At 34.4% G+C, this 12,813-nt stretch carries 10 protein-coding genes; 3 read left to right on the top strand and 7 right to left on the bottom strand.

Annotation, left to right across the window (positions count from 1 at the left end):
• The first annotated feature begins 1 nt into the window (after position 1).
• On the top strand, positions 2-655 hold the full coding sequence (locus H510_RS0102870; protein WP_026902935.1) for a nucleotidyl transferase AbiEii/AbiGii toxin family protein: 654 nt from the start codon (positions 2-4) through the stop codon (positions 653-655).
• A 315-nt stretch (positions 656-970) separates the two neighbouring features.
• On the opposite strand, the gene H510_RS0102880 is transcribed toward H510_RS0102870, so the two are convergent.
• Together H510_RS0102880 and ettA are read right to left on the bottom strand one after the other, a co-directional pair.
• Positions 971-2,296 (bottom strand): OmpA family protein, encoded by a 1,326-nt coding sequence (locus H510_RS0102880; protein WP_026902936.1) that lies wholly within the window; start codon positions 2,294-2,296, stop codon positions 971-973.
• Positions 2,297-2,557: 261 nt separating this feature from the next.
• A complete protein-coding gene (gene ettA, locus H510_RS0102885) occupies positions 2,558-4,237 on the bottom strand; it encodes an energy-dependent translational throttle protein EttA (RefSeq protein ID WP_026902937.1) in 1,680 nt (559 codons plus the stop codon).
• Between the two features lie 192 nt (positions 4,238-4,429).
• Between ettA and H510_RS0102890 the strand changes: the two genes are divergently transcribed.
• Both H510_RS0102890 and H510_RS0102895 read left to right on the top strand, forming a co-directional pair.
• The gene (locus H510_RS0102890) at positions 4,430-6,976 is read left to right on the top strand and encodes an ATP-dependent Clp protease ATP-binding subunit (protein ID WP_026902938.1); all 2,547 of its coding nucleotides are present in this window, start codon (positions 4,430-4,432) and stop codon (positions 6,974-6,976) included.
• Between the two features lie 122 nt (positions 6,977-7,098).
• Positions 7,099-7,497, top strand: coding sequence for a hypothetical protein (locus H510_RS0102895; protein WP_026902939.1), 399 nt, complete (start codon positions 7,099-7,101; stop codon positions 7,495-7,497).
• An 87-nt stretch (positions 7,498-7,584) separates the two neighbouring features.
• Here the strand turns inward: H510_RS0102895 and H510_RS0102900 are convergent, their stop codons facing one another.
• The 5 genes from H510_RS0102900 to H510_RS18125 form a co-directional block, all read right to left on the bottom strand.
• On the bottom strand, positions 7,585-8,541 hold the full coding sequence (locus H510_RS0102900) for an acetyl-CoA carboxylase carboxyltransferase subunit alpha (RefSeq protein ID WP_026902940.1): 957 nt from the start codon (positions 8,539-8,541) through the stop codon (positions 7,585-7,587).
• Positions 8,542-8,597: 56 nt separating this feature from the next.
• Positions 8,598-9,104 carry a hypothetical protein gene (locus tag H510_RS0102905; RefSeq protein ID WP_026902941.1) on the bottom strand — a complete coding sequence of 169 codons (507 nt, stop codon included), beginning with the start codon at positions 9,102-9,104 and terminating at the stop codon, positions 8,598-8,600.
• Positions 9,105-9,323, bottom strand: coding sequence for a hypothetical protein (locus H510_RS0102910; RefSeq protein WP_026902942.1), 219 nt, complete (start codon positions 9,321-9,323; stop codon positions 9,105-9,107).
• A 104-nt stretch (positions 9,324-9,427) separates the two neighbouring features.
• Positions 9,428-9,913, bottom strand: a complete 486-nt coding sequence (locus tag H510_RS0102915; RefSeq protein WP_026902943.1) for a hypothetical protein — start codon at positions 9,911-9,913, stop codon at positions 9,428-9,430.
• 339 nt (positions 9,914-10,252) lie between these two features.
• Positions 10,253-12,742 (bottom strand): M1 family metallopeptidase, encoded by a 2,490-nt coding sequence (locus H510_RS18125; protein WP_036691708.1) that lies wholly within the window; start codon positions 12,740-12,742, stop codon positions 10,253-10,255.
• Positions 12,743-12,813: the final 71 nt, after the last annotated feature.

The raw sequence follows: 12,813 nt of genomic DNA on the forward strand, positions 1-12,813 counted from the left end.
AATGCTCTATTGGAATACTGTTGAAAAACTTCTGAAAGAAATACTTCTCACTTTAATGTACGCACCAGAATTAAAAGATTTTAGGCTTGTTGGAGGTACTGCAATGAGTTTGCATCTCGGTCATAGGGTGTCTGTTGATATTGACCTATTTACTGATGCACCCTATGGTTCTATCAAATTCGAGGAACTTGATAAGTTCATTAAAGAAAATTTTGCTTATGTAACTGGAGATTTCGGTGGAAATCCGGGAATAGGTAAGTCTTATCTTGTTGGAAAATCTTCTAACGAAGTAGTCAAGCTAGATATTTATTATGCAATGGATCCATTTTTTCAAGATATTGTTGAGGAAGATGGAGTAAGACTGGCGAGTTTAGAAGAAATTATAGCCATGAAAGTTGATATTATTCAGCGAATAGGAAGAAAGAAAGATTTTTGGGATTTACATGAGGTACTAAATCGTTATGACATTAATAAAATGATAGACCTTCATCGCCAAAGATTTGAACGGACTCATGATGAGAAGCTCATAAGAGAGAACTTTTTGAATTTCACTGAAGCTGATGACGATTTAACTCCAATATGTTTAAGAGGTAAAGAATGGGTATTTATAAAAGAAGATTTTGAAGATGCAATTGAGAAATCTAATGCCAATTAAATTACATTTAAGACTTGGTTAATTTGGATTTAATGGAAATAGATGTATGACAATAATGAAAGCACCAGTTAGTCCATGGCTATGTCTAGCCCGATAAGATTTACGCCAGTTTGGAAAAAACAGAATGGAACGGTTTTATATTAGAAGTTTTAGATATGGATGATAACCGCGTAGATAAGCTTTTAATTACTATACAAGAGTAGTGTATAAAACGTTTACAAATCCATCAAAAATAAAAAACACTATATGTTGGTGTTTTAAACCTTTATATAGTGTTTTCTATTAAATTTACTTGTTATTTATTAAAGATAATCTTTAAAAAAGTGTAAACTCAACCCTACGGTTTTCTTGTCTGCCAGCAGCAGTAGTATTACTTGCTATAGGTTGGTTTGGACCGTAACCTGTAGCTTCAATTCTAGAAGCATTAACTCCTTGGCTTACTAAATAAGCTTTTACTGCTTCTGCTCTTTCTTTAGATAAACGTAAGTTTAATTCCATAGAACCTGTATTATCCGTATGGCCAGCAAGTTTAAGGCTAAAGTTTTTTTCTACCAGTAAAGCAGCAACTTTATTTAAAGTAGGATAAGATACAGAGCGTAGGGTGGATTTACCCAAATCAAATTCTAAGTTTTTAATGGCTTCATCAACAATTTTTCTATCCACCTCGGTTACCATTATTTTTTCTCTGATAATTTGTTTTGGTGTGGTTAAAGGACATCCAGCGCCATCAACTACAGTATTTGCAGGTGTGTTAGCACATTTGTCAAATTTATTAGCTACTCCGTCACCATCATCATCGCCTAAATCTTTAGCATATTGCTCCCTGTCTCTCAAAGCATTTTGTTCTGCATTAGATAATGCTCTTCTTAGCTCTTCACTTTCTGCAGCTGTTTGTTTTCTTAAATCAGCCAAAGCGCTATAATTAGCTAATTGTGGGTTTTCTTTTTTCCCCAAAGCAAACTCAACACCTGCATGTCCGTAAGAGAAATTATCAAATCTAGAGCCAGCAACACCATCAAAAGTGTTTGTTTTCATGAAATTTACATCATAACCCAAATCTAGGTTAACACCTTTGGCTATGCCTATTTTAAAACCTGCACCTACAGGTACAAACCAATTTTCTGCATACCCACGGTTTGGCCCCGCATTTACCACCTCAGCGTTAGAGGATAAATATCCAGCCCCAGCTTTTACATAAGGCGAAAAATATCCTTGCTCATTATTGATACTCAAATTGGCTAAAGTGAAATTGGCTGTTAAAGCAGCAGACCACTCTATATGAGATTTAAAACTTGAACCTTCATATAAGGTATTAGCAGAAGTGTTAGGAACCAAACTTGATGCTCTTAATCCTTCAACCTTACCAGCCAAAAAATCTGCCTGAATTCCAAATGATGGTATAATTTGCTTTTTTAAATAGCCACCATAACCCCAGTTTTCTTTTGGAGTATTAAAATCATTTGTTTGACCTCTGAATACCGTGTATGGAGTTAATACTCCACCATGTATACCAACGGACCACGTACGGAAATTTTTAGTTGAAAAACGAGATGTTGTCTCTGCGGTTGTTTCCTGTGCATTACTTTGTGTTGCTAAACTTGATAAAACAAGCAGCATACTAATTTTAGAAATTGTTTTCATAGCTTAATCAATTAAATCGGTAACATAATAAGGTTACCGAATAATAGGTGTATTAGAAAAACCCTGCCAAGAATTTTTATAAGTTATAATCAGGCTCTGTATCATAAAGAGCTGGTATTTATCTTGAGCTTTGTTTTGTCTTGTACTCTTGGCAGTACATGATGAACCTATATTTAAGAAGATGTATGATTTTTTATGAGCTATTCTTACAAAAAAAGCCCGCTTCGTTAAAAGCAGGCTTCTTAAAAATACTTATGTAGCTTAAGCTAGTTTTCTATATTTAATCCTTTTAGGTGTAACATCACCCAATCTCTTTTTACGGTTTTCCTCATATTCTGAGTAATTGCCTTCAAAGAAATACACTTGCGAATCGCCTTCAAAGGCTAAAATATGGGTACAAATCCTATCTAAAAACCACCTATCGTGAGAAATTACTACGGCACAACCTCCAAAATTCTCTAAAGCTTCTTCCAAGGCTCTTAAAGTATTCACATCTATATCATTGGTAGGCTCATCTAGTAATAAAACGTTAGAGCCTTCTTTTAAAGTAATTGCTAAATGAGCTCGATTACGTTCACCTCCAGATAAAACCCCAACTTTTTTCTGTTGGTCTGCTCCGTTAAAGTTAAATTTAGAAACATAAGCTCTAGAATTGGTGGCTTTATTTCCTAACATCATGGTCTCATGTCCGCCGGTAATATTCTCCCAAACAGATTTTTCTGGGTCTAAATCATGATGCATCTGATCTACATAACCTAATTTTACAGTCTCTCCAACTCTAAAAGTACCAGCGTCTGGCGTCTCTTGGCCAGTAATTAACCTAAATAAAGTAGTTTTTCCGGCACCATTTGGCCCTATAATACCCACTATACCAGCCGGCGGAAGAGAGAAAGTTAAATTTTCAAATAGTACACGGTCTCCATAAGCTTTGGTTACACCATTAGCCTCAATAACCACATTACCTAATCTTGGTCCTGGCGGGATAAACAGTTCCAGTTTATCTTCTCTTTCTTTAGTTTCTTCTGATGCTAATTTCTCATAATTACCCAATCTGGCTTTAGATTTTGCATGTCTGGCTTTTGGTGCCATTCTAACCCATTCTAGTTCTCGCTCTAAAGTTTTTTGGCGTTTGCTTTCGGTTTTTTCTTCTTGGGCTAGGCGTTTAGCCTTTTGATCTAACCAAGATGAGTAATTACCTTTCCATGGAATACCTTCTCCACGGTCTAATTCTAAAATCCAGCCAGCAACATTATCTAAGAAATACCTGTCGTGGGTAACCGCTATGACAGTTCCTTCGTAGTTTTGCAAGTGCTGCTCTAGCCAATCCACAGATTCCGCATCTAAGTGGTTGGTAGGCTCATCTAACAATAAAACAGCAGGTTCTTGTATTAATAATCGGCATAAAGCTACACGTCTTTTTTCCCCTCCTGACAATGTGGCAATCTTAGCGTCAGGTTCTGGGCAACGTAAAGCGTCCATAGCTCGCTCTAATTTTGCATCTAATTCCCATCCGTTAGCAGCATCAATTTGGTCTTGCAAAACGCCTTGTCTTGCCAAAAGTTTATCCATCGCATCAGCGTCTTCATAAACTTCGGGTAAACCAAATTTTTCGTTTATTTCTTCGTATTCTTTCAGGATGTCTGTAATCTCTTTTGCACCCTCTTCAACCACCTCTTTAACGGTTTTTTCTGGGTCTAGCTCTGGTTCTTGTGCTAGGTAGCCTACAGAAAAACCTGGAGATAATACTACTTCTCCTTGGTAAGATTTATCTAAGCCAGCAATAATTTTTAATAGGGAAGATTTACCCGATCCATTTAACCCTATTACGCCAATTTTAGCGCCGTAAAAGAAAGAAAGGTAAATATTTTTTAGTACCTGTTTCTGTGGTGGATAAATCTTATTTACCCCTGCCATTGAAAAGATTATTTTCTCGTCTGCCATTATTTCATCAATTGAAAGGCAAATATCGTTTTTTTGGTCAGAAACAGGTAAAAATTCTTAACTTCACTAGTGTAAAGCGGTTTTCCACTATATTGGTTAAATTGTTGATAAAAACTACTAAACGTTACTCTTGCATTTCTAAAACTATTTGATACATTAGAACGTTTCTACACTTATAGAGAAAGGTATTATATGGAAGCTAAATTTTCGCCCCGAGTTAAAGACGTAATTTCTTACAGCCGTGAAGAGGCTTTAAGATTAGGTCATGATTATATTGGCACAGAACATTTGCTATTGGGTTTGATTAGAGAAGGAGATGGGGTAGCGATAAAGATTTTAAAATCTTTGGGTGTTGATACAGCAAAGCTTCGCAGAGCTATTGAAGATGCCGTACGTGGTACTTCTGCTATTACTGCTAATTTAGGGAACATTCCCCTAACCAAGCAAGCAGAAAAGGTATTGAAGATTACCTACTTAGAAGCTAAAATTTTTAAAAGCGATATTATAGGTACAGAGCATCTTTTATTATCCATTTTAAGAGAAGAAGATAATATTGCTTCTCAGATATTGGCGCAGTTCAATTTAAATTATGAAATATTTAAATCTGAAGTAGAAAATAATAAAGGTGGTTTTAGAGATGATCCTACAAATTCTGCAACCAGTGGTGGTGATGATGACTTTAAAGAAGAAGAGTCTTTTTCTACACCTAAGAAGGTTTCAGATATCAAATCTAAAACGCCAGTACTTGATAATTTCGGAAGAGATTTAACAAAAATGGCCGAAGACGGGAAACTAGATCCTATCGTTGGTCGCGAGAAAGAGATTGAGCGTGTGTCTCAAATTTTATCTCGTCGTAAGAAAAACAATCCTATCTTAATAGGAGAGCCTGGTGTGGGTAAATCTGCCATTGCAGAAGGTTTAGCTTTAAGAATTGTACAACGTAAAGTTTCAAGAGTATTATTTAACAAGAGAGTTGTTACACTTGATTTAGCTTCTTTGGTGGCTGGTACAAAGTATCGTGGCCAGTTTGAAGAGCGTATGAAGGCTGTGATGAACGAGTTAGAGAAATCTCCAGATGTTATTTTGTTTATTGATGAGATTCATACCATTGTTGGTGCTGGTGGTGCCTCCGGCTCATTAGATGCTTCTAATATGTTTAAGCCTGCATTAGCTCGTGGAGAAATCCAATGCATTGGTGCTACAACTTTAGATGAATATCGTCAGTACATAGAGAAAGATGGTGCTTTAGACCGTCGTTTCCAAAAGGTGATGATAGAGCCTGCTACGCCAACAGAAACTATCGAGATTTTAAACAGAATCAAAGAAAAGTACGAAGAGCATCACGGTGTAACTTATACTGATGAGGCTATTGAAGCTTGCGTAAGCTTAACTTCAAGATACATTACGGATAGATTTTTACCAGACAAAGCTATTGATGCTTTAGACGAGGCTGGCTCTAGAGTTCACTTAACCAATATTCATGTTCCGCAAAATATCATTGATATTGAGCAAAAAATAGAACAAATAAAGGTTGAGAAGAATAAAGTAGTTCGTAGCCAAAAATACGAAGAAGCAGCAAAACTTCGCGATACTGAGAAAAATCTGTTAGAAGAATTAGATAAAGCTAAGGCAGAGTGGGAAGCAGAAACTAAAACCAAGAGATATATTGTTTCTGAGGATAATGTAGCCGAAGTAGTTTCTATGATGACTGGTATTCCGTTACAACGTGTGGGACAAACCGATAGCCAAAAACTATTAGGTATGTTCGAGAAAATTAACGAAAAAATTATTGGTCAGGATGATGCTATCAAGAAATTAACCAAAGCAATACAACGTACCAGAGCCGGATTAAAAGATCCTAAAAAACCAATTGGTTCTTTCATTTTCTTAGGACCTACAGGCGTTGGTAAAACAGAGTTGGCTAAAGAACTTGCCCGTTTCATGTTTGATGCAGACGATGCTTTGATTCAGATAGATATGAGCGAGTATATGGAGAAATTTGCTGTTTCCAGATTGGTAGGAGCGCCTCCAGGTTATGTGGGTTATGAAGAGGGCGGACAGTTAACCGAGAAAGTGCGTAGAAAACCTTATGCTGTGGTATTGCTAGATGAGATTGAAAAAGCGCATCCAGATGTATTTAATATCTTATTGCAAGTTTTAGATGAAGGCCAGTTGACAGATTCTCTAGGTCGTAAAGTCGATTTTAGAAATACCATCATCATCATGACTTCAAATATCGGAGCTCGTCAGTTAAAAGATTTTGGACAAGGTGTTGGTTTTGCAACTTCTGCTAAATTATCACAAACCGAAAGTCATAATAAAACCGTAATTGAAAGCGCTTTAAAAAGAGCATTCGCTCCTGAGTTTTTAAACCGTGTTGATGATGTAATTGTGTTTAACTCTCTTGAAAAAGAAGAAATATTCCAAATTATTGATATAGAATTAAAAGCTTTATTTGGTCGAGTTCAAACTCTGGGTTATGATATCAAATTAACTGAAGCTGCTAAGGATTATATTGCTGAAAAAGGCTTTGATGCCAATTTTGGTGCTCGTCCTCTAAAAAGAGCTATTCAGAAATTCTTGGAAGATCCGATTGCAGAAGAAATTCTTAAAGGAGAGCTTACAGAAGGTGATACCATGGAAGTAGATTATGATAAAGAAAAAGATCAAATCCATATCATAGGTAAAGCCGCTAAAAAGAAAAAGAAGAAGGAAGAAGAAAAAGAAGGTGGAGAATAAGTAGAACTTCTTCTATCAAGAAAAGCATCACAAATAATTGTGGTGCTTTTTTTGTTAGTATGCAACCATCATCATATATCAATCGTCTAATAATTAATTATTCATTTTTAAATATAACACACATGAAGAAGCTAGCCATCGTTTTATTAGGTATATTGGTGTTAGGAACATCATCTTGCCGAAAAGTAACAGAAGAATATTATACCATCCCAAATAAAACCATTTATGATGTTGTCCAAGAAAATGAATGGATTACTAATGATGGCGGAGTAACTTATTCATTTTCTATTCCTTTATCAGAAATTAATCAGAATGTTTATGATTTAGATGGTATTTTGGTTTATGGGACCTTTGTTGATGGTGAAGATGAACCTATTCCAAATGTATTTGAGGGGATTTCTTATACCTATGCCGTTAGAGTAGGGGCCATCATCATCAAGGTACAAAGTACTGATTTAGGAGTGATTAACAGACCTGGTGCTTTACCGGTTAAAATAGTGTTAATCCCGTCAGAACAATAAGATATATTTATCATGTGTCTGGTATAAAAAAGCCTCAAAACCATTATTTGGTTTTGAGGCTTTTTTTATCGAGTGCTGTATTAGATTTTAGTCTTCTACAACAACACCCATGCTGCAAAATTTCTCAATTCTCTCATCAATTAACTTCTCGATTTTTTTAGCTTTCAGCTCAGATAAATCTGTCAGTAACTGGCTTTTGATGGTTTCTGCCATAGCTTTAGGGTCTTGATGTGCGCCACCTAAAGGTTCTTTAATAATACCATCTATCAGCTTATTGTGATACATATTATCAGCAGTAAGCTTTAAGCATTCTGCTGCTTGTTCTTTAAAATCCCAGCTTCTCCATAAAATAGAAGAACATGATTCTGGTGAAATAACAGAGTACCATGTATGCTCTAACATATAAACTTTATCTCCAATACCTATGCCCAAAGCTCCGCCAGAAGCACCCTCACCAACAATGATACAGATGATAGGAACATTTAGCACAGACATTTCAAGTAAGTTTCTTGCAATAGCTTCACCTTGTCCACGCTCTTCGGCTTCAAGACCAGGGAAAGCACCCGGTGTATCGATAAAGGTAATAACAGGTTTGTTAAATTTTTCGGCAAGCTTCATCAGTCTCAATGCCTTTCTATATCCTTCCGGATTAGCCATACCAAAATTTCTGTACTGGCGCATTTTGGTATTTACACCTTTTTGATGACCAATAATCATCACAGATTGCCCGGCAATAGTTCCGAAACCACCAACAATGGCTTTATCATCTTTAACGGTTCTATCACCATGCATCTCTATAAAATCATCACAAATCATTTCTATGTATTGCAATGTATAAGGTCTTTCTGGATGCCTAGAGATTTGTACTTTTTGCCAGCCTGTGAGGTTGTTATATATGTCTAGCTTGGTTTTTTGTATTTTATCTTGCAGTTCTTTCAATGTAGCAGACATATCTACCTTAGTTTTTTCTGCTACCTGCTTTACTTTTTCAACCTGTTGCTGTAAGTCTGCAATAGGTTTTTCAAAGTCGAAAGATGTATTCATATCGCTCCTTTTATTTAGGTTGCTAAGTTATCGTTTAATCTTAAATTTTAAAAAAACTAATTTACAACAACTAGTTGTTTGTATTTCTGGAGTTGAGTTGCAGAAAGCACTTTTTTAGTTGCGATATGAGCTTTTAAATAGGCGTTTCTTAATTCGCCCTGCAGAGCCCCGATTTTATTGGTATAAAAAATTAAAGAACCATCGTTTATTTTCTGCTCTTTAAACAAAGTATTGAGTTTACTTTCTTGAGCTAAAATGAAACTCCCCATTTCTTTAGCCTTTCTGGCCATTTCATTAAGGATTTGAGTGATTTGTGATTTTTGTGCAGCGTTTAAATTAAGTTGTTGTGCATATTGTAAAGCTTTCTGCGGTGAGGGATAATTATTTATTTCTGCTACCAAAACCAATTCAAGTGGATTTGCTTTAGTATAAGCCAAATATTGTTCATTGCTTAAATACGTTGGCTTTATACTTTTTAAAGAGTCTGTTTGGTAAGTATTAGCTTGTAACACAGAAAATCCTAATACGCAAAATAAAAGCGTAAATAGTGCAGTTTTCTTCATTTAATTTTCAGGTTTGATTTTATTAAGTTTCTCTTTTGCAGCATCCCATGTATTTTGCTGAGGTTTTTCTTGTGTGTTATCAATAAGTTCTTGTAGGTTAGCCAAGCCTTTTAACACTTCCTCGGCTTTAATATTTGCCTTTTTTAAATATAATAAGTCAATAATTAAAGCTTTACTATTTCCTTTATCATCTGTTATCATGCTGATGCCTGCTGTCATAATCAAATATTTAACGTTTCAATAGCAAATATGGTATTAAATTTTTAAGCATAAAAAAAACCGGGTCTTAAACAGGCCCGGTTTTACGTAAGGTGGTTTTAATGTTAAATTTTTATTGAAGTAACTGTAGTGATATTATCTTCTGGAGAAACTAATAAGATAACTTGTTTTTCTCCGCTGATTAAAGATACCCAGTATGAACCAGTGTCATCAGAAAATTGGAAATCAGATGGTCTTGAAATGATTTTAACAATTTTTTGAATTTTAGCACCAGCGTAAGTATCATAAATACTTTTTAACGCAACTTTAGAAAACTCTTCTGTTTTAACAATTTGTGTAGCAACTAAAAACTCATTTTGTAAATTGTATAAAGCGTAAGCTGGTTTATCATTTAATTTAAAAAACGCAGTTTGAAATTTTTCATTGATATTCCACTTTACATCAGTTGCGTTGTAAAAGTTATAAGCAAATTGTCTTAAAACATTTTCTGCAACGTTTCCAGATTTTGAAGCCGCTTTAGAGTCTTTTTCGTCAGCAAAGCTTACTGTTAAACTCAATAATAGTGCGATTGATAATATAGCCTTTTTCATAATTTTAAATTTTAAATAGTAACATAATTATTTACACAACAAAAGTATGTTAATATTATTAAATATGTAAGTAAAATTTAATTTTTATAAAAAATTCATATTAAAAAGACTTTTTAATTAAAAATGAAAAAAATCTTAGTGTAAATACTACACTATTTGATAAATTTATAAAAAGACTTGGTAGGTAAGGGTGATTTTATTTTGTAAGTGTTTGATAAAGAGCTTTTTTGTGTAAAATATTTGTTAAATAGATGTGATTTTATTGTGAATCTTGGCTTGATGAAACAAAAAAGGGCTGATTCTAAGAATCAACCCTTATTAAAAGCGTCATGATTTTGTTTATAATTTTTCTAAATCAGCAATATTGCTTTTTAAATATTCTATTTGAAGATTAACATCTGCTTTAGCTTGGGTAGGAGTAGAATTTAACAAATCTGTTTTTATTTTTAAAAGATTATGAAGTAAACCTATAACGTATTTATCAATACCATAAGATTTATACTGTATACCAATACCTTTTAAAAGAGCTACATTCTCGTTAAAAATGCCTGTATTTTTTATTTTGCTTAACATGCCAACATAACGCTGCATCATCTGAAACTTTTCTTCTATACCACCATCTTTAAAAGCCTTAGAAACAAAATCGAAATTATTTTCTGAACCTTCATCTGCATAAAGCGCTACCAGAGCAACAGATAAAGGGCCTCTGCTATCTTGTTCTAAAGTTTTTGCAAGTATGATTGCTTCTTTTTTATTGGTTGCAGCTAACGCTGCCAAGGCAGCGCCTTGTACCGCATACGATTTACTCTTTAAAGCTTCTTTAAACAATGTTTCATGCGAACTGTCTTTTAAAGATGCTAATGCAGTTATAGCAGCTGCTTGTACTAATGTTTTTTCATCGGTTTTAACTAAATTTTTAAGTATAGGAAGTGCTTTAGCTTTAACAGATGATTGATTTAGCTTTAGAGCATCTATGGCTTTGATTCTTATTTTGTAGTATTTATCATTTAAAGCGCTGTGGATAATTGCTTGTGCAATTGCATCGCTACTATTTTTGCTAGCTGCGTTTAAGGCTTCTAAACGGTCAAGATACAGTGGTGCGTTCTCATATTGAAAGGCGTATTCACTTAAAGATTTTTCATCTGTTTTTTTTGCTAGTATGATTTTATCAGCATCAACATTAACTAAATCTGGTTTTTTATTTAGAGTGAAATTTAATGTGTCGGTTTTTTTAGTCATGAAATAATCGTGACGTTCTTTTTTACCACCTACATAAATATCAATTTTCATAGGTAACAAGAATACATCGTTTTTTTGAGTCTGATTTAATATAACTTGCTGTGTTTTTGCGCCTTCGTTCCAGCTATATTTGATGTTAAGCTCTGGATGACCTTCTCTAAAATACCATTGATTAAAAAACCAATTTAAGTCTTTACCAGTAACCTCTTCAAAAGCTAATCTCAATTGGTGCGCTTCGCCGGTTTTAAAGGCATTACTTTTTAGATATAGATTTAAGCTTTTATAAAATGCATCTTCCCCAATATCATGACGAAGCATGTTTAATATACGCCCTCCTTTTTGATAAGACACTACATCAAACATATCTTCTTTATCTTCATAATGAAATCTAATCAGATGTTTAGATTTAGCAGTAGGGTTATTAAGGTAGGCTTGCATAGCTTCATAATTATGAGCATCTCCTGCATCTTTACCAAATTTATATTCGTTCCAAAGGGTTTCGCTGATATCAGCAAAAGATTCATTAACAGATAAATTGCTCCAACTTTCGGCAGTTACGTAATCTCCAAACCAATGGTGAAAAAGTTCGTGTGCAATAACATCTTCACCAGCACTTCCATCTAACAGTTCACGGTCTGTTTGTTGAACAAAATCACCATGTATAGTGGCTGTGGTATTTTCCATTGCACCGCTTACAAAATCTCTCACTACAACTTGTGCATATTTATCCCAGGGGTAATCTATCCCTAATTTATTAGAAAAAAAGGTCATCATCTCTGGTGTATTACCAAAAATGCTTTTCGCATAAGGAGCGTACTTAGGCTCTAAATAATAGTCTACCGGTATGTTTTTCCATTTATCTTGATAAATTTTAAAATTGCCTACAGCCATCATAAATAAATAAGGAGCGTGAGGCTTGTCCATTTTCCAAGTATCCGTACGAGTGCCATCTTTATTAGATTTTTTATTTACCAAAGTACCATTAGATAAAGTTGTATACTTTGCAGGCGCAGTTATGCTAATTTCCTGCGTGGTTTTTTGATTCGGACTATCTATGGTTGGAAACCATACTGAAGAACTTTCAGTCTCGCCTTGTGTCCATATTTGAACAGGCTTATTTTGTATGGTACTATCAGGATTTATAAAATATAACCCTTTAGCATTGGTAATAGCTGCACTACCTTTGGCTTTAAGCTCATCGGGTTTAGCCACATAATCAATATAAACGGTATAGCTTTCTTTACTAGAATAAGTTTTATCGAGGTTTATTTTGAGTTTTAAACTATCATAGCTGTAGTTAAGCTTGCTTAGCTTATGATTAGTAACCAAAGCTACAGTTTTAATATCCATCCCTTTAGCATCTAGGGTTAAAGAATCAATAGCGTAAAAGAGAGGTTTAAGAGTTATCCAAGCTTTACCATTTAGCCTTCTTTTTTGATAATCGAAGCTAACATCTAATTTGGTGTGTATTAAATCGTTAATTTTATCAACTGTTGCCCGGTAAGCTTTTAGTGATTGTGAAAATGAGGCAGTAGGAAGAGAAAATAGTAAAATAACTACAGATAAATACCTGAATAAGCGATAAATCATGTGAATTTAGTTAGTGAAGTTGCAAAGATATTTAAATTGAGTTAAAACTATTGTAGTTTCATTTGTAAAGA

The sequence above is a fragment of the Pedobacter glucosidilyticus DSM 23534 genome (assembly GCF_000425145.1).
GTDB lineage: Bacteria > Bacteroidota > Bacteroidia > Sphingobacteriales > Sphingobacteriaceae > Pseudopedobacter > Pseudopedobacter glucosidilyticus.

Coding starts and splice junctions, on each gene's coding strand:
- H510_RS0102890 (WP_026902938.1), top strand. CDS start 4,430: ATGGAAGCTAAATTTTCGCCCCGAGTTAAAGACGTAATTTCTTACAGC.
- ettA (WP_026902937.1), bottom strand. CDS start 4,237: ATGGCAGACGAGAAAATAATCTTTTCAATGGCAGGGGTAAATAAGATT.
- H510_RS0102915 (WP_026902943.1), bottom strand. CDS start 9,913: ATGAAAAAGGCTATATTATCAATCGCACTATTATTGAGTTTAACAGTA.
- H510_RS0102905 (WP_026902941.1), bottom strand. CDS start 9,104: ATGAAGAAAACTGCACTATTTACGCTTTTATTTTGCGTATTAGGATTT.
- H510_RS0102895 (WP_026902939.1), top strand. CDS start 7,099: ATGAAGAAGCTAGCCATCGTTTTATTAGGTATATTGGTGTTAGGAACA.
- H510_RS0102870 (WP_026902935.1), top strand. CDS start 2: ATGCTCTATTGGAATACTGTTGAAAAACTTCTGAAAGAAATACTTCTC.
- H510_RS18125 (WP_036691708.1), bottom strand. CDS start 12,742: ATGATTTATCGCTTATTCAGGTATTTATCTGTAGTTATTTTACTATTT.
- H510_RS0102910 (WP_026902942.1), bottom strand. CDS start 9,323: ATGACAGCAGGCATCAGCATGATAACAGATGATAAAGGAAATAGTAAA.
- H510_RS0102900 (WP_026902940.1), bottom strand. CDS start 8,541: ATGAATACATCTTTCGACTTTGAAAAACCTATTGCAGACTTACAGCAA.
- H510_RS0102880 (WP_026902936.1), bottom strand. CDS start 2,296: ATGAAAACAATTTCTAAAATTAGTATGCTGCTTGTTTTATCAAGTTTA.